The following is a 17,160-nucleotide window of genomic DNA, read 5'->3' as shown; positions in this document are numbered from 1 at the left end:
ACATGGCAAACCAACCGCTTACTGCGCCAGCGCCTTGACGCCCTTGCCCAGCTCGTCCTCGACCTGATTCTTGGCCTGGTTCAGCGCAATCGCGTTCTGGATCGCCGCGATCGCGTCCTGGGCCGCGATGGTGGCCGCAGCCGACGCCCGCGCCGCAGCGATCGTCGAGGCCGCATCGCCAGTGGCCGCCAGGCTCGACATCAGATCAGTCCCCGCCTGCGCGCGGTCGCCGCGCTTGTCTTTACTGTCGTGCGCCTCATCCTTGCGGTTCGTGGCGGGCCTGCCCTCAGTGCCGTCCGGCTGCTGCGCCAGCGATGTGCCGGCAGCCGGATGGCTCATCCCCTGCTCGCCCGGCGGCGTGACATCGCGCGTGGTGGTGTGCGGCGCCTCGCCGCCACGCTGACGTCCGCGACGGCTCTCAAAGGCGTCAGCTGCCAGCGGCGCGGCCATGCCGGCCACCAGCAGCGTGTTGCTGTTCGCGCCCGGCACACTGCCCAGCGCCTCGCCAGCCTTGGTGGCCGCCTCGTTGACTGCCAGCCCGGCGCCGCTCTCGGCCGCACGCTTGAGCAGTCCCTTGGGACCGCCAACCACATCACCGACAAAATTCTGCAGCTTGTCGCTGCCGATATGCCCGACCTGCATGGTGCCCACCACTGCCGCCGCCGCCAGGCCCTCCGGCGTCAGTGCCGCCGCCACCGTCAAGGCGCCGCCGACCGCGCCCATGCCATCCTGCAAAGCCTTGCCGAAATCGCCATGCGCCACATCCTTGGCCATGTTGATGGTGCCGCTGACGGTGCTGTCGATGCCGTTCGCCACGCCGGTCAGCACCTTGTCCGCCACCTGGCGCTCGGCGTCGACCACCTGGTCGCCGATGTGCTTGACCTTCTGCGCCATCTTGTCCAGCGACTTGCTGAAATGCATCTCGGTGGTGGCATCGCACGCCGCCTCCATTTCCGCCTTGGGCATCTCGGTCATCGCCTTGACGCCGTAATTGGCGCAGCTCACGGCGTCATTCAGCGCCGCCTTGAACTTCAGGTGCGCCAAATCGTCCACCATATGCAGGGCCGACTCGCCCATATGCACCAGATCCTTGCCGACGTTCTCGACGCCGTGAACCACATCCTTGGCCGCATGTTCTATCGCGTGACCCAGATGCTTGAAAAAACTCTTGAAACTCATAATGATTCCTTTCAGCGAAAATGAAAAAGGCGGGCCGGCCACGCCGAAACGGCGGCCAGCCGGCGTTGCGCGCGGCAGGAGGGTCACGCTCCGCACCACTACCAACGGCCATGGCCGGGGTATGTTTTCAGCTTAACAAGGGCGGGCGCGCTGGGCGGCGCGAAAACGAAGCGCCGCGCTGCCTGACGAAGCCGCCCCCGGGCCGCCTTACGGCTGGCCGCCGTGGGCGGCGACAATGCGCTGGATCGCCGCCTTGTAACTGTCGCGCAGGGCTGGCGTCTCCGAGTGGTAGGCGCCCACCGCATCCCAGGTGTTGCCGTACTTGAGCATCATCTTGCGCAAGTGCCAGGCCGCCACGTAGACGCCCACGCACGGCTCCATCAACTGCTCGGGCGCAATGCCCCAGCGCCGCAACTCCGCCTGGTGCGCGGAATTAATCTGCATCAGGCCATAATCCAGCGAGCCGTTGGCGTTGTGATGCAGCGCGTCGGCGCGCCCGCGCGACTCCTGCCAGGCAATGGCGCGCAGCACCTCCGCATTGACGTGCTGGTAGGCAGCCGCCTCGTCGAAGCAATCGGCACGCACCGGCGCCGCCAGGCACGCGGCCGCGGCGCCCAGCGCCAGCGGCCAGGCCCGAAGCGGACCGCGCATCACGCCCCCTCCGCACCGTGCTCGGGCACCGGCGGCAGCGGCTCGGCGGCCCAGGCCCGCACCATATTGGGCGGAGCGGCGGTAGCGTACAGCTCGCGGTCGCTGCTGACGGTGTGATTGGCGGTCAGCACGGCGCCGAAATTCAGTCCGCCCACGTCGCTGGCGGTCTGTGCCTCGAAAGCCTGGATCTGCATCGGCACCCACGAGTTCTCGTCACTCAGCCTGGACATCATGTGGGCCGACAATTGCTGCAAGGCCGGGTCCTGCGGATTGCGGCGATGGATGGTTGACGCCAGCGCGGCACTCTCGTCCAGACCCTTGCGCACATCGGCCCGCAGGCGCGAGCGCAGCGTGTAGTGCTGGCCCGGTCCGGCCCAGTTGTCCAGCTTGGCGACGAACTTGGCCAGTTCATGCCTGGCCTCGGCCGGTCCGTGGACCGCCTCGAACACTTTCTCGAACTGGACCTGACGGCTCGGCTCGGTCAGCAAGGCCTTGAAGTGCTGGGCGTCGCGGTGTTCCACCTCGCGCAGGGTGTAGGTCTCGGACAGGCGGCCGGCATCGATCACGCTGCGGAAGGTCACGTTCATGCCCTGATCCACCAGGCTGTAGTTGGCCTGGCGCGCCGCCAGCGGCGTGATCAGGTTGAGCGCTTCCGAGGTCGGATCGGCGCCCACCTCCTGCGGTTTGCCGCCGTCCGGCGGCGTGACCATTGTCCCTTTGCCATCCTCGACTGGAATGGTGGGCGCGGTGGTGGTCATGCCCAGCGTGCCGTTGACCTGCAGACGCGACAGGTGGTTGTTGCGCACCATGCGCACCGCGCCGGTGCTTTCGGTGCGCTTGTTGTTGGCGGCCGAGGCCCAGTCGGCGCTGATGCCGGCGCTGACGCCGATGCCGATCGCCTCATACGGTTCGTCATGGGCGACGATGCTGGCGCGGGCGTTGACGGATGCCGCAGCGCTATGGCGCAGCGTCTCGGCCGACTGGTTCTGCCAGCCGATCGACAGCGTGTCGCTGTCCAGGTATTCGCTGGCGATCTTCTCCCACGTGGCGGCCGGCGACAGGTTGGCGCCGCCCTCGCCCTTGGCCAGGGTGAACATGGTATCGACAAACTGGGTCAGCTCATCGCGTGCGCCGGCGCTGTTGAAGGTCTGGCCGTCCGGATTTTCAGGCCGCGCGGTGCGCACCATCACGCCGCGGGTATAGCCCTTGTCGCCGGCCAGCGGCGTGACCGTACCCTGGCCGCCGCCCTGCACGCTGAACAGCTTGCCGAGGCCCTTGCGCACCGAGGCCGTGATGCCGCCGCCAAAGCCGCCCGCATGCTGCTTCTGGGTACCAACGAACAACTCGCCGCCATGGTGGCTGGTGCCCACGCTGAGCACGGCGGTACGGGTTTGGGTATAGCGCACGTCAGCCACCGGCGCCACCGAGGCCTTGACCCCGGTCAGGGCCTTGGTCACCGCACCGGACAGCTTCTTGATCGGCACCGACAGCGGCGCCAGGTTGACGCCCACCGTGCCGCCGCTGCCGGCTGTGACCACCCCGCCCCAGGTATGTTCCTGCACAAAGGTGCGCACATACTGATGGGCGCCCTCCGGCGTCATGTCGCGCGGACGATCGGTGGCCGGATCGTGCAGGGTGTTGGCCTGGCGTAGTGCCTTGCCAAACGTGGTTTCCTGCTGCGCGGTGCGGCTGGCGCCGGCCGGCGCTGGCTGCAGCTCCGCCAGGCCGCTGTCCTGCGCCCATTGTTTCAGGTGCGGCAGCGTCACGCTCTTGCCCTCCCAAGGCGCCAGCTTGGCCGCGATGGCCGCCGTGGCGCCCGGCGTGCCGTGGTGGTCGGCGATATCGATCGCCACCTGCATCAGGGCCTCCTTGCCCAGCGCGTGTCCGAGCGGGCGCACCTGGTCCATGCTGCGCTGCACGTAATTCATCAGCGCCACCTTTTCAAGCTGCGGCGGCAGCGGCTGGCGCGGATCGGCCAGATGGCGCACCATGTCCGCGTGCGCGGGCGAGCCTGGCGCCGGCAATTGCGCTTCCAGATGCCCGCTCAGCTCGTGCATGGCGGTTTGCACCGTGCTGTCGAGCTTGGTGATGTTGTCGTCCGGGTGGCCCTGGCCGGCGTTGTTGACGCCCATCGCGCGGAACGGCGTCAGCGGCGACTTCTTGCGGCCAAACACCTGGTTGACGCTGGCCGCCACCATTTTCGCACGCGCCTTGACGAACTTGCCGTTCTTGAGCGGGTTTTTGGCATTGAAGGCGACCGCGCTGTTCTTCTCGTGCTTGGCCGCGCGCGCCACGTACTTGCCGATCTTGGCCAGCCGGCCCTGCACCTTGGACAACTCGGTGCCAGGACCGCTCTCGCGGAAGCCATTCTTCCAGGCGAACACCGCGCCCTTGTCGGCCGGCGCCAGCGCCGCATATGGGCTGGCGGCGCCAGCCACGTGCGGCGTGGTGTGGATGCCCATTTCAATGGTCAGCACGGTCTCGGCCAGCGTGGTGTGGGCATGGCCGACGTTCACCTTGAGCGCGGCGCGGCTGGCGGCGCCGGACAAGGCGTTGACGCCGTGGGCGGCGGCCCCCTCCTCGGCCACCTTGCCGGCGGCGGTCAGCAGGCGCTGGAAGCCAGCCTGGCGTTCGGACGCCAGCGGCGGTTGCATCATGGTCATCAGGGCGCGGAAGCCTGGCGCCGTCTGCGCCAGGCCGGTGGCCGTGCGCAAGGCGTCCAGTGGCGCCTCGTCCAGCTGGCCGCTGGCCAGGCCCTGCAGCATCTGCTCCATCTGCGGGGCGGAACGCAGCACCTCCAGCGCCGCCGCGGCGCGATAGGCGTGGCCGTCACAGGCCTGGGCCAGGTGCTCTCCCACCATCAGGTGCTGGCTGTACGGGAAAGACAGGGCCGGATGGTCCACCGGTCCGGCGCCCCGGTGCGGGGCCGGCGTTTGCAGGGCCGCGTCCAGCGCTGCCGTCAGCGAGTCGCCGGCGATATGCACGCCCAGGGCGGTGCGCTGGGCGCCGAACAGGCCGGCAATATGCTGGCGCATGGCGCCGGCGTCATGCAGGGCGGCCAGACTGTCGGCCGGCTGGCCGGTCTTGGGCGGCTTGGGCAGCTCCGGGGCGATTTGCGTCACGGCGTTGCGCATGGTTTTCAGCATCTTGTTGTGATCGCTGTTCAGCAGACCCTTGTCCAGCGCTTTGCCAGCCGGCGGCGCGCTGGGCGTGCCGCGCTGGGCGGCCGGGGCCGGCGCCAGCGTCGCTCCCGCGCTGGGCAAATGCATGCCGCGCCCCGGCTTGACCTGCACCCGGGTGAAGAAACTGGCTATCTGGGTCGACTCGCGCCGGGGCGTCGGATGCGGCATGGTGTGGGCCACGTCGGCCACCGTGGCACGGCGTGCCGCGCCCGTCATCGGCGGCGCGGCGGGCGGGGTCTCCGCGACGATTTCGCTGGTGTCCGGCGTGAAGTGGTCGGCGGCGTCAAAGAACTCCTGCTCATCATCGGAACCGGCGTCGGCGGTTGGCAGCGGCGTGCGTTGCAGGCGCGGCGTCAGCCCGGCCAGCTGCGGCGGCACGCTGGCGCTGGCGCGCGGCGAGACCACCGGCGACGACGGACCGCTGCGCGCGCCGGAAGTCGATGGCGTGTCGTGCGGCGCGACGGGACGCTGCATGCTGCGGAAGATATTGCCGATATTGCTCATGGGAGTGCTCCTCAAAAGAAGGGATGGCGCCGGACCGCGCCCGATGCCGCTGTCGACACAGGCTAGCGGACCGGAACACGGCGGCTGTGGCGCCGGCCGAAGCCGGCGCCGCGCAGGCGAAGTGCTGGTGGGTCCAGCTCGCTACGGCGCGCTGATGATGCGCGGCGTCAACAGAAACAGCCGCTGGAATTTCTGCTGCTGGTCCTGCTTGTTCCGGAACAGCGCGCCCAGCACGGGCAGGCGCGACAGCAGCGGCACGTCGGTGTTTTGCTTGCTGTTTTGCTCCACCGCGTAGCCGGCGATCAGCAGGCTTTCGCCGTTGCGGATCAGCGCTTCGGTATCGATCTCGCTATTGCTGACCACCGGCAGCTGCCCCACCAGCTGCCCGGTCAGCTGGCCATCCTCGATGTGGATGGTCAGGCGGATCTGGCCGTCCTCCCCGGCTTCCGCCTGCGGCACCACCATCGGCAGCACCCGCAGCGAGGTGCCGGCCGACACGCTGTACAGGTCGGACGACTGGTAGCCGGCCACCGGCACATAGAAGGTGGTCTTGTTGTCCATCACGGCCTCGACGTTATTCAGCGTGGCCACCTTGGGGCTGGCCGTAATGCGCGCCTCGCTGCCCTGCTCCAGCGCGCTGACGCGGCTCAGCAGGTAGCGGCCGGCGCCGCCCAGCACGGCGGTCAGGGTGCCGCCGGTTGGCGTCGTCGCGCCGCTGTCGGGATTGAGCGAGCCCGGGTAGCTGGCCAGCGGCAGGCTGCCGTTGCCGGTCTGCGCATCCAGGTGGCTGCTGTGCAGGCGCCAGTCCACGCCCAGCTGCTGCAGCGCGTTTTCGCTGATGTCGATGATGCTGGCGCTGATTTCCAGCACCTTGGGACGGGTATCGAGCTCGGCTATCAGGCGCTGGTAGTCGGCCATTCTTTCCGGCAGGTCGCGCACCAGGATGGCGTTGCCGCGCGGGTCGGGTTGAATGGTGGGGCCGTCGTCATCGGCGCCCGCGGTCGATGCCGCCGGGGCGGCCGATGGCAGGGGCTGCGCGCCGTCGGTGGCGCCGGCCTGCCCGGCGGGCGGCAGCGGCGGCTTGCGGGCGGCGTTGTCGCCGCCGCCCAGGCCCGGCAGCGCGGCGCTCCAGAAACTGCTGGCCGCAGCCGGCTCGTTCTTTTGCGCCAGGCTGCCGACGCGCGCCACGCCGGGCGCCGCCAGCGGCGGCAACTGCGGCTGCGACGCGTTTTTCTGGTACATGCTGCGCAGGATGTTGGCCACGCCGACGATGGTGACCTGCTGCCCGCCCACGCGCAACGGACGGTCGGTGGCCCAGGCATATTTGAGGGGAAACACGCGCACTTCCAGCGCCCGCTTCTGCTGGTGGTCGACGTCGATCTTGCGCGCCAGCTCGCTGATCACTTCCACGTAGCGCGGCGGTCCGGACACCAGCGCGGTATTGGTCTGGTCGTCATACACGATGGCAAAACGCGGATCGGCAATGCGCAGGCGGGCGATGGCGCTGCGCAAGTTGGCCGTGCTGGCGTGGTTCAGGCCGATCGAGGCGCTGCGCACCTCGTTGGCGCCGGCGATGTACAGCACGGCGCCATCGTAGTACCAGACGAAGCCAAACGAGGCGCCCAGGTGTTCGAGCAGGCGCTGCGGCGGCTCGGCAAAGCTGCCGGTGACGTTGCCCTCGACCTGGGGCGAAATCGCGGCCATCACGTTCTGGCTGGCAGCCAGCTGGCGCAGCACTTCTTTCACGTCCTGGTGGTCGGCCACGTACTTGATGCTGGCGCTTTGCCAGGGGATGCGGCGCGCGGCGGCGGACGGCGTCTCGGTCGCGGCGGCCTGGAGCGGCGCGCAGGCCAGCCAGGCCGCCAGCAGCAGGCCGCCGGCGGGGAGATAACGGTTCATGGAATTCCTGGGATGGGGGAGTTAGCGGCAGGCGCTGGCCGACGGCGCCTCGTTGAATTGCTTGCGGTAGCCGCGGATCAGCGACGAGCGGCTTTTCAGGCCGACGCGGTTGGCGGTGCGCAGGATGCCATCGGCCGCGCCGCTCTCGGTCAGCAGCTCGGCCCGCACCGCGTCCAGCCGCACGCGGCGCAGCACGGCGCTGGGCGACATGCCAAGGCGCTCGCGGAACGCCATTTGCAGCGCCCGCTCGGTGACGCCGATGTGGGCCGCCACCTCGGCAGTATTGAGGTCGTCATTGCGGTAATGGTCAACGATGTAGCGGTAGGCGCGGCGGTACTTGGCCGGCAGGCGCGCACTGATGTCGTCGCTGGCCGGCCCCTCGGCCGCGCGCAACACCCCGTCCAGCGCCTTGATGACCTGGGTTTCCATGCGCAGGCATTGCAGCGCCTCGCCGGTGTAGCCGGCATAAAAGCGCAAGGCCTCGGCGCTGTTGCCCTTCAACATGGCGATCTTGGCCTGGCAATAGCGCTGATCCAGGCTCCAGCGGTGGGCGCGCGGATCAGCCTGCTGGCCGCGCTGCAGGGCCTGTTCGGCCAGGTCGACCTGCTCGCCGGCCAGCGCGGCCAGCGCGATCTCGACCTGCAGCCAGCCGGCGTACGCGGCGCAGTGCCCACGCGGTGCCCGTCCCATCATGCTGGTCAGTGCCATGGCGGCGTCGCGCTCGCCGTCGGCCAGACGCAGCAGCAGCGCCAGGCCGGCATGGCGCTGTGCCACCAGTTCCGGCGCCGGATGGCGGGCGTCGCCGGCGGCCATGCAGTCGGCCAGCCGCTGCCACTGGGCGTGGTGATCGCCGCGCGCGGCCGCCGATTGCCAGAACACGTGATCGCGCAGCCCGGCCGAGCAGCGGATGCGCAGCTGCACCGCGCAATCGAGCGCCAGCAAGTCAGCCAGCAGCGCCCAGCGGCCATCGTCCTGTTCGGCGGCCAGCTGGCGCGCGTGGCGCAAGGCCTCGTCGCAGGCGGCTTGTTGCCCCAGCCGGTGGTGCACCAGCGCCACCCCCAGCACCGCCTCGATCTGATCGGTGGCACCGGCCGCGCTGTCGCGGGCATTGCGCGAAAAGCACTGCATGGCAGCGCTGTAGCGGTGCAGGCTGAGCGCCTGCCAGCCGGCGTTGCGGCAGGACAGCACGCGCAAGCCGTCGTTTGACAGGCGCAGCTGCTTCTGGGCGCGGCGGTAGTGTTCCTCGGCATCTTCATCGTGGCCCAGCACCAGCGCGGCGTCGGCCAGCGCCTGCAGCGCCGCGGCCTCGGCCGCGCCATCGTCGGCGCCGGCCAGGCGCTCGGCGTGGCGGCGTGCGGCGGCAAAGTCGCCGTCCCGCATGGCGCGGGCGTAGGACGGCATGCCATCGCCATGGGCCTGGGCGGATATCAACGCAAAGTAAATCTGAAACATGGGCGTCACCTCATCGTGGTAGGGTCGGTGCCGCGACTAGCGGGTGTCGCGGGCATGCAGGCATGGTGGCAGAGCGCCCCGGCGCTGACGATCCCGCAGATGTCGGGCGAACGCGGGCCAGATGTCGGGTTGGCTATCCGACAATTGACGGATCGGCAAGTGCGCACCCCAAATTAAATAGTGCGCCGCAGAAACTTTTCTAATGCTATATTCACGCGCGCCGTATGCACGGGCTACATGGAGAACAAATGACTGACGCAGCACAATTGACGATCCTGGTGCTGGAAGACCAGGGCCTGGTGCGTGCCGGGATGCGCGAGCTGATCCGCATTGCGCAGCCACAGGCACACATCCGGGAAGCAGCCTCCTATGAGGAAGCGGTGGAACAACTGGCGGCCGGCAGGGTGGACCTGGCGTTCATCGATTTCGACCTGAAATCCGAGAAAACCGGGCTGGACCTGCTGCACTACCTGCGCCAGCAGCAGATCGAGACGCGTGCCATCATGCTGTCCGGCTCGGAGGAGCGCACGCTGGTGCTGGACAGCCTGAATGCCGGCGCCTGCGGCTACATCCCCAAGGACATGCGCAGCGATGGTCTGTTCCAGCGCGCGCTGGACACCGTGTTCCAGGGCGGGATTTTCGTGCCGGTGACGGCCATGGCGCGCGATGGCGTCAGTGCGCCGGCGGTGCCGCCGCGTCCCAGCGTGTCGGCGCAATCGCTGGGGGTGTCGGGCCGCTGCCTGGAAGTGCTGTACTACCTGTGCCAGGGTCTGCCCAACAAGGCCATCGCCAGCAAGATGGGGGTGGAGGAAGGCACCATCCGCAAGGATTACGTGCCCAAGCTGTTCCGCCTGTTCCAGGTAACGCGGCGCACCGAGCTGCTGGTCGAGGTGTCGCGCCGCGGCGTCATCATCCCGCCGTTGCCGGACGCTGCCGACAGCGGCGCCGGCCGCTAGCCGCACAGCGCGCGGATCTGCGCCAGCAAGGCGGCCGCTTCCAGCGGCTTGCGCAGCAGGGTGGCGCCGGCCAGTTCGCCGTCCAGGGTCAGGCTGCCGCTCTCGCCGGTCAGCACGATCACCGGCAGGCTGGCGTCAAACTCCTGCCGCACCGCGCGCACCACGTCGCGCGCGGTACGTCCGCCCGGCAGCATGTAGTCGGTCAGCACCAGGTCCGGCATGCGCTCCAGCCCCGGCAGCAAGGCTTCCAGCTCGGCCAGCGAGGCCGCCGATTCGCACAGCACGCGGTATTCGCGCAACAGCGCTTCGGTCGAGCGCCGCACCAGGCGGTCGTCCTCGATGTACAACAGATACAGGCCGGCCACCTCGTCGGGCGAGGTCGGCGGCACGGCCAGCGGCGGCGGCGTCACCGGTTCATGCGCGCCGGCCACCGGCACCCGCACCAGGAAGCGGCTGCCGATGCCTGCCTCCGAGCGCAGGCTCAGGGTGTGGCGCGCCAGCAGGCCGAGGATGGAATCGACGATGGTCAGGCCCAGGCCAATGCCGCGCTCGCGGTCGCGGCCCGGATTGTCGGCCTGGAAGAACGGCCGGAAAATTTTCTCCTGCAGCTCGGGCGCGATGCCGACGCCGTTGTCGATGATATCAACCCGGCAATGGCAGCCGAGCGACACCACGCCGACCACCACCACCGCCCCGCCCGGCCGCGACGGCTCGCTGTACTTGATGGCGTTGGTCAGCAGGTTGCTCAGCACCCGGCCCAGCAGCTGGCGGTCGCTGCGCACGATCAGGGTGCGGCCGGCGCGCAGCCGCAGCCGGATCGCCACGCCGCGCGCCTCGCTCAGCGGACGCAGCGCAAACACGGTCTCGCTGACCAGCTCGGCCAGGTCAAAGCTGCTGTACTCGGCCGTAATCGCTCCGCTCTCCAGCCGCGACAATTCCAGCACGGCGTTGAACGAGGAGCGCATGACATTGGTGGCTTTCTGCGCCGTGCCGATCAGCTCGCTGCCCTTGCCGACATCGCCGCGCCCGAGCGCGTGGGCAGCCGCGCCCAGCAGGTTGCCGATGGCCTGCATCGGCTGGCGCAAGTCGTGCGCGGCCTCGGCCACAAAACGCGACTTCTTGCGGTTTTCCAGCTGGGCCTGGCGGCGCGAACGTTCCTTCTCGCGCAGCTTGAAGAAGGCGATCACCGCCACCAGCAAGGCCGCCAGCACCCCCACCGCCAGTTCCAGCTTTTCATTGGTCAGTTCGGTCTCTTGCAGGCGGGTCTTCTCGCGCAGGGCGACGATCTCCTGCTGGCGCGCGGTAAATTCGAAGTCGGAGCGCACCTTCAGTGTGGCGCGGTCCAGATTGCGCTGCGCCAGCGCCGCTTCCTTGCTGCTGAGCTCGCGCAGCGTGGTGTAAGCCTCGCGGAACCGGCCGTTGCGTGCATAGGCCGTGACCAGTTCTCCCAGCGTTTCCAGCAGGGCCTGGTCATCGTTGCCGCTGCGGTACACCGCCAGCGCCGCAAGGATCTCGCCCTCGCCCTGCTGCACCGCGCCGGTGCCGATATGACACAGGCCGAGATCCACGCGCGCGTTGGCGGTGTCGGCCGGCTGATCCTGACGCAGCGCCAGCGCGGCCTTGGCATAGCGCAGGCAATCCGGATAATTGCCCTGCTCCCAGGCCTGGTTGCCCAGCAAGCTCAGCACCGACGCCTCCAGTTGCCGGTCGCCGACCCGGCGTGCCATGGCCAGGCTTTGCTGGCAGGTGGTGGCGGCCTGTTCCGGCTGCTTCAATTTGCGGTACAGATCGCAGCGGCCAAAGGCCAGCGACGCCAGCATGCCTTCCGCGTGCTGGGCGCGCGCCAGGGCCTCGGCCTGACGGTTGTAATCCAGCGCCTGGCGCGGTTCGCCCATCTGGTTGTACAGCGCGCTGATATTGTTGAGTGCAACCGCGCGGTGGAACACGTCGCCGGCGCTGCGCCCTTCCAGCAGGGCCAGCGCGGCCTGCTGGTGGCGCAGCGCGCTGCTGAAATCGCTTTGCTCCTGGTAGCACATGGCGGCGCTGTCGTGCAGCGCGCCGGCCAGCCGATGGCTGACGCCGCTGGCCCGCTCCAGCGCCTGCTCAACCAGGCGCGCGCCCTCGGCCGGTTTGGCGTCGAATAGCGTCAGCACGCGGGCGCGGTAATTCTGCGCCCACAGTATACTTTCCAGGTCATGCCCGCGCTCGCCCAGCGCCGCCAGCTCATCAATGTAGCGGCGCGCGCGCGCATCGCCGCTGTCGACGTAGAAATTGATCAGGGTGTTGAGCGTCTTGCTGCGGTCGTCGAAGGTGGCGTTGGCCGGCAAGTGGTCCTGCAGCGCCTGCAGTCGCTGGATCGCGGCCGGGCGGTCTTCCTGGTACTGGGCGTTAATCTGCATCAGCTCGGCGTGGACCGGCGTCTCCGGCGGGGCCGCCGCCCGCGCCGCGCCGCACAGGCACAGCGCCATCAGCCAGCTGCGCATCAGCATGCTCATCGGGACGCCCCCGCCACCCCGTGCCGCAGCAGCGACTGGAATTGCTGGAAGGTGAATTCCGGCTTGACCTGGGCCACGAAGGCGCCGGTCAGCAGCACCAGCATCAGCAGGGCCAGCGCGCCGCGCACCGGCTGGCTGAGCGACATCGGCTCCAGCTTGTCGGCGGCCTTGGCCACCAGGCCGAAGCCCAGATCGACCAGCACCAGCACCAGCATGACCGGCGCCGCCAGCTTGACGGTGGCGGCGCCGATGCTGTCCACCCGGCTGATCAGGAAGGTTTGCGCCAGCCCGTCCAGCGAGGGCAGCGTGGCGGTCAGCGGCCACCAGCGGAACGATGCAAACACCGTCGCCAGCAGGAACAACATGCCGCCGGACACATAGAACAGCACGATCGCCAGCTGGATCAGCACGTTGGAAATGGGCGTGCTCTGCTCGCCCCGCAGCGGATTGCTGGTCTGGATATTGTTAAAACCTGCCATATTATCGATCACTACCCCTACACTTTGCGCCACCCAGAACACCGCCGAGGCGGCATAGCCAATCACCAGGCCGATGAACATTTCCTTGCCGACGATGATCATCGAGCTGATGGCATCCAGCCGGCTCAGGGTGTCGGCCGGCTGGCCGGCCGCAATGAACAGGCTGATCACGTACACCACGCCGTTGCGGGTGCCGCCGGACAGCACCTGGTCCGACGCCGCCGGCAGCACCACAAACACCACCAGCAGGCGGATGCTGCACAAGGCCAGCAACATCAGCAGCGTGTGCCAGCCCTGCTCGGCGCGCCACAGCGCGGCCACGGTCGCGAAGTCGTTCATGCCGCCTCCGCCCGGGCCGCCGCGCGGCCAGCCAGCAGCCGCGCCACACTGGTTTCGCCAGCTTCCTCGTCCTGATCATCCTGCTGCGCCAGATCGGCGGCCAGGGCGCCGGCCGCCAGCCGCGCGCCGATCTGATCGCGCTGCGCGCTCAGGCCGGCAATTTCCCGCAGAGTTTGCCCAATCGCGTGCTGTTTGTCCAAAACTATTTGCCGGGCCGCCTGCAGCGCCGCGCCGGCCGCCGCCTGCTGCTCGCTCAGGCGGCCGCGCCAGGCCTCGTACTCCAGGTACAGCAGCGGCGACAGGCCGGCGCCGGCCAGCAGGCGCGCCTGCTGCGCCGCGTGCTGCCGCAGCGCCTGATCGCAGCGCGCCAGCTGGTCGGCGCGCTGCCTGACGCCCTCCTCGGCCGCAGCCAGCGCCGCGCGCTGGCCGGACAGGGTGCGCTGCGCGCGCGCAATGGCGCGCTGTTTGACGTCGCCCAGGGCGCGCCAGGCGCGCAATCCGGCCGGCGTCATCGGGCGATGGCGGCCAGTTGCCGCAAGGTGTCGTCGGGCGCGACGCAGTGGTCGGTGCCCTGGTTGAGAAAGGCGGCGATCTCGTCGCGGCGGGCAATCGCCTCGTCGGCCAGGGCGTCGGCGCCGGCCTGGTATTCGCCGATCTGCAGCAGCGTCTCGACCTCGTCATACTTGGCCATCAGGGCGCGCACCCGGCCGGCCTGTTGCTGATGTTCGGCCGCCACCACCTGGCTCATCACCCGGCTCAGGCTGCCCAGCACATCGATGGCCGGATACTGGTTGCGGGCCGCGATCTTGCGCGACAGCAGCAAGTGGCCGTCCAGGATGCCGCGCACTTCCTCGCTGACCGGGTCGCTGCCGCTGTCGTCTTCGGCCAGCACGGTGTACAGCGCGGTGATCGAGCCCTGCTCGCCCATGCCAGCCCGCTCCAGCAGGCGCGGCAGTTCGGCAAACACCGAGGGCGGGAAGCCGCGTCTGGCCGGCGGCTCACCGGCAGCCAGTCCGATCTCGCGCTGGGCGCGGGCGAAGCGGGTCAGCGAATCCAGCATCAGCAACACGCGCAGGCCGCGGTCGCGGAAGTATTCCGCAATGGCGGTGCCCACGTGGGCGGCCTTGGCGCGCTCGATCGACGAACGGTCCGAGGTGGCGCAGACCACCACGCTGCGCGCCATCCCGGCCGGCCCCAGCACCAGCTCGATGAACTCGCGCACCTCACGCCCGCGCTCGCCAATCAGGACGATGACATTGAGGTCGCTGGCGGTGCCGCGCGCCAGCATGCCCAGCAGGGTGCTCTTGCCGACGCCGGCCGGCGCGAACACGCCCATGCGCTGGCCCTCGGCCAGCGTGGCCAGGCCGTCGATCAGGCGCACGCCGGTCGGCAGGGGACGCTCGATCAGGCGCCGCGTCATGGGATTGGGGGCGGCCGCCTGAATGCTGATCTGATCGTCGCACAGCAGCGGCCCGGCGCCGTCGATCGGGCGGCCCAGGCCATCCACAACGCGGCCCAGCAGGCCGGGGCCGACATTAACCGCCAGCGGGCGGCCCTGGCCGGTCACGCGGGTCTGGCGGCACAGGCCCTCGACGCTGCCGAACGGGGCCAGCACGGCCTGGTTGCGGGTGAACCCGACCACTTCAGCCTGCTGCAGCAGCGTGCCATCGGGCTGGCGCAGATCGCACAGTTCGCCCAGCTGGACGGCCAGGCCGCCGACCCGCAGCAGCGTGCCGGTCACTTCCACCACCTTGCCGACCCGCACCGCGGCCGGCTGACGCGCCAAGCCTGCAGCGATGGCATCCGCCAGCGCATGCAGCGCGGCCGGCGTGCTGCCGGGGCCGGCGGGATAGGCCGGCTGGAGCCCGATCGCCGTCATGCTGGTGCTCCCGCACCCGCATCGGCTGCCGCGACCCGCTGCGACTGCGCCGGCTGCGGCGGCTGATCCAGCGCTTCGTCCAGCGCCTGCCGCAGCGTTTTGCGCAGGGCCGCCAATTGCGTCGGCAATCCGGCGTCCAGCACGCCATAGTCCCACTCGCACAGGCAAGCGCCCGCGCCGGCCGCCGCGTCCTCGACGATGGTTGGCCGCAGCGGCAAGCCGGCAGCGGCAAACAGCTTGCGCACCTGGCTGGCCGCACCGGGGTGCACAGTCACGGTCAGGAACGAAGCCTGATCCAGTTCGGCGCCCACCAGTTCGGCTGCGCGCTGGTACAGGCCGTGGTGCGGCGCCCGCGCCAGCAATAGCTGCGCGGCCTGGTACACGATGGCGACCAGCCGTTCGCGCATCGCCAGCAAAACGGCCCGGTCGTCGCGGGCGCGGGCCTGCATCTGCGCGTGCACCGCGTCGAGACCCTGCTGGCGGCCGGCCGCATACCCCAGCCGGGTGCTGCCAGCGACACGCCGCTCGGCGTCGGCCACGATGGCGGCTGCGCGCGCCTCGGCCTGTGCCACCAGCGCATCTGCCTGCGCGCGCGCCTGCTCCAGCAGGACAGCACCGCGCTGCTCCATCGCCTGCCAGCCCGCGGCCAGTTCCAGCACTTGCGCCAACTCCTCGCGGCGCACCACGTCCTGGCCAAGCCCGAGCGGACCATGATCGCCTCTTAACCAAATAACCATGCCAACTCCGGGAACAAGGTAGGTAACAACGCGATCAACGCGTCGCTGTCGCCGCTGGCGCCGACAACGGGCGCCCCAGTGGCGGCAGCAGGCAACGCCAGCTGGATCAGACGTTGCAGGCTGGGCTCCCGCCATGCACCATCGCGCGTAAAATGCAGATAACCTTCGGCCGCCCAGTCGGCCAGCGTACCATGCGCCGGCATCGGCGCGGCCAAGGATTCCGGCCCGGCGGCGGCGCGCAGGGCCGACAAAGCGTGCGGCCCGACCATGGCGCGGAATTGCGCCAGCACCGCTCCGTCCACACAGCGGCACAAGGCCACACGGTGCGCGTACAGGGCGCGCGCCGCCAACACGGCCATTAATTGCGGCTTTTCCAGCAGAGCCAGCCGGTGCGCCGGCAAGGTGAAGGCGTCTGGCCGCACCGGCGCCAGGCCCAGTTGCGTACGCAGGCGCGCCGCACGTTCTTGCGTCCCGGCCGTCACGCCGCCATCGGGCAGGTTGCCGAGCCAGGCCGGATCAGTGTGGTACGCCAGGCGCGCCAGTTGATCCTGATAGGCTTGCAACAACACCGCCAGCTGCGCCACCGGCAGCAGCGCGGCCTCAGCCGAAGCGTGTTCGTCCAGACAGAGGGCTGCGGTCATCAGGCGCTCCCCTGCTTGCCGGGCCCGACGCGAGCCGGCCAGCGCCGTCTGGCCGCCGCCAACCAGGCGGCAGGACCAAGACCACGCCGCTGCAGCAGCAGGACCGCACCGGCCGCCAGCAATGCCAGCAGCGCGGCCAGACCGCCCCACACCAGGCCGCGCGGCAGACGCGCGGCGGCCGCCGGCAGCGGCGCGGCGGCGGCACCCGGCACCATCACCACACTGACGTTGTCGTAGCTCAGTCCCTCCACGCTGTGCACCACCAGGTTCTTAATGCCCGGCACCAGCGAGGCCACGTCGGTGTTGGGGCGGTACTTGATGAAGACCGAGGCGCTCGGCGGTTTGACCACGCTCGACAGCGGATCATTAGTGGGCAGCGCGATCTCCACATGCGCCAGCGCCACACCATCGATATCGTTGAGGGTGCGCGACAACTGTTGCGACACGCCAAAGATAAACCGCACCCGCTCCTCGGTGGGGGTCGAGATCAGGCCATCTTTTTTGAACATTTCGCCCAGGTTGGTGTACTTGGCGTGCGGCAGGCCATGCGCGTGCAACGCTTGCATGGCACGCGCGAAATCTTCATCGGCCACGCTGATGAGCCAGCTCTTGCCATCGTCGGGCGAGCTCTTGGTCGCGTCAACATTGGCCTCCAGCAGCACGGCCAGCATATCGTTGGCATCGGCCTCGCTCAGTTGAGCAAACAATTGCTTGCTGCAACCGGTCAGCGCCGCCGCCAGGCACAGCGCCAGCGCCATGGACTTGAA

The 17,160-nt window shown here is 69.3% G+C and carries 13 protein-coding genes; 1 reads left to right on the top strand and 12 read right to left on the bottom strand.

Annotation, left to right across the window (positions count from 1 at the left end; all coding sequences use genetic code 11):
- Positions 1 to 18: 18 nt before the first annotated feature.
- The 5 genes from ABDW57_RS23300 to ABDW57_RS23280 all read right to left on the bottom strand — a co-directional run bounded on the left by ABDW57_RS23300 (position 19) and on the right by ABDW57_RS23280 (position 8,867).
- Positions 19 to 1,179 (bottom strand): hypothetical protein, encoded by a 1,161-nt coding sequence (locus tag ABDW57_RS23300; RefSeq protein WP_343732535.1) that lies wholly within the window; start codon positions 1,177 to 1,179, stop codon positions 19 to 21.
- Between the two features lie 207 nt (positions 1,180 to 1,386).
- On the bottom strand, positions 1,387 to 1,830 hold the full coding sequence (locus ABDW57_RS23295; RefSeq protein ID WP_343732534.1) for a lytic transglycosylase domain-containing protein: 444 nt from the start codon (positions 1,828 to 1,830) through the stop codon (positions 1,387 to 1,389).
- Positions 1,830 to 5,516, bottom strand: a complete 3,687-nt coding sequence (locus ABDW57_RS23290) for a hypothetical protein (RefSeq protein WP_343732533.1) — start codon at positions 5,514 to 5,516, stop codon at positions 1,830 to 1,832. The genes ABDW57_RS23295 and ABDW57_RS23290 overlap by 1 nt, the downstream gene beginning before the upstream one ends.
- Positions 5,517 to 5,657: 141 nt before the next feature.
- Entirely contained in the window at positions 5,658 to 7,415 is a 1,758-nt protein-coding gene (gene sctC, locus ABDW57_RS23285) for a type III secretion system outer membrane ring subunit SctC (protein ID WP_343732532.1), read from the bottom strand.
- Positions 7,416 to 7,436: 21 nt separating this feature from the next.
- Positions 7,437 to 8,867 (bottom strand): helix-turn-helix domain-containing protein, encoded by a 1,431-nt coding sequence (locus ABDW57_RS23280; protein WP_343732531.1) that lies wholly within the window; start codon positions 8,865 to 8,867, stop codon positions 7,437 to 7,439.
- A gap of 248 nt (positions 8,868 to 9,115) precedes the next feature.
- Between ABDW57_RS23280 and ABDW57_RS23275 the strand changes: the two genes are divergently transcribed.
- Positions 9,116 to 9,823, top strand: coding sequence for a response regulator transcription factor (locus ABDW57_RS23275; RefSeq protein ID WP_343732530.1), 708 nt, complete (start codon positions 9,116 to 9,118; stop codon positions 9,821 to 9,823).
- Here ABDW57_RS23275 and ABDW57_RS23270 read toward each other — a convergent pair.
- Genes ABDW57_RS23270 through sctJ form a run of 7 tightly spaced genes read right to left on the bottom strand, consistent with a single transcriptional unit; the run spans position 9,820 to position 17,151 of the window.
- Complete coding sequence (locus tag ABDW57_RS23270; protein WP_343732529.1) at positions 9,820 to 12,318, bottom strand: ATP-binding protein; 2,499 nt, start codon at positions 12,316 to 12,318, stop codon at positions 9,820 to 9,822. The two genes, ABDW57_RS23275 and ABDW57_RS23270, sit on opposite strands and share 4 nt — an antisense overlap.
- Complete coding sequence (gene sctT, locus ABDW57_RS23265; RefSeq protein WP_343732528.1) at positions 12,315 to 13,136, bottom strand: type III secretion system export apparatus subunit SctT; 822 nt, start codon at positions 13,134 to 13,136, stop codon at positions 12,315 to 12,317. Before sctT ends, ABDW57_RS23270 begins: the two co-directional genes overlap by 4 nt.
- A complete protein-coding gene (locus tag ABDW57_RS23260; RefSeq protein ID WP_343732527.1) occupies positions 13,133 to 13,648 on the bottom strand; it encodes a hypothetical protein in 516 nt (171 codons plus the stop codon). Before ABDW57_RS23260 ends, sctT begins: the two co-directional genes overlap by 4 nt.
- On the bottom strand, positions 13,645 to 15,015 hold the full coding sequence (gene sctN / locus ABDW57_RS23255) for a type III secretion system ATPase SctN (RefSeq protein ID WP_343732526.1): 1,371 nt from the start codon (positions 15,013 to 15,015) through the stop codon (positions 13,645 to 13,647). The genes ABDW57_RS23260 and sctN overlap by 4 nt, the downstream gene beginning before the upstream one ends.
- Positions 15,012 to 15,752, bottom strand: coding sequence for a type III secretion system stator protein SctL (gene sctL / locus ABDW57_RS23250; RefSeq protein WP_343732525.1), 741 nt, complete (start codon positions 15,750 to 15,752; stop codon positions 15,012 to 15,014). Before sctL ends, sctN begins: the two co-directional genes overlap by 4 nt.
- Positions 15,737 to 16,393 carry a type III secretion protein HrpB4 gene (locus ABDW57_RS23245; RefSeq protein ID WP_343732524.1) on the bottom strand — a complete coding sequence of 219 codons (657 nt, stop codon included), beginning with the start codon at positions 16,391 to 16,393 and terminating at the stop codon, positions 15,737 to 15,739. The genes sctL and ABDW57_RS23245 overlap by 16 nt, the downstream gene beginning before the upstream one ends.
- The gene (sctJ, locus tag ABDW57_RS23240) at positions 16,393 to 17,151 is read right to left on the bottom strand and encodes a type III secretion inner membrane ring lipoprotein SctJ (protein ID WP_343732583.1); all 759 of its coding nucleotides are present in this window, start codon (positions 17,149 to 17,151) and stop codon (positions 16,393 to 16,395) included. Before sctJ ends, ABDW57_RS23245 begins: the two co-directional genes overlap by 1 nt.
- Between the last annotated feature and the right edge of the window lie 9 nt (positions 17,152 to 17,160).

The organism is Duganella sp., assembly GCF_039595735.1.
Lineage (GTDB): Bacteria > Pseudomonadota > Gammaproteobacteria > Burkholderiales > Burkholderiaceae_D > Rugamonas.
This window is presented reverse-complemented; position numbering and strand designations above follow the sequence as displayed.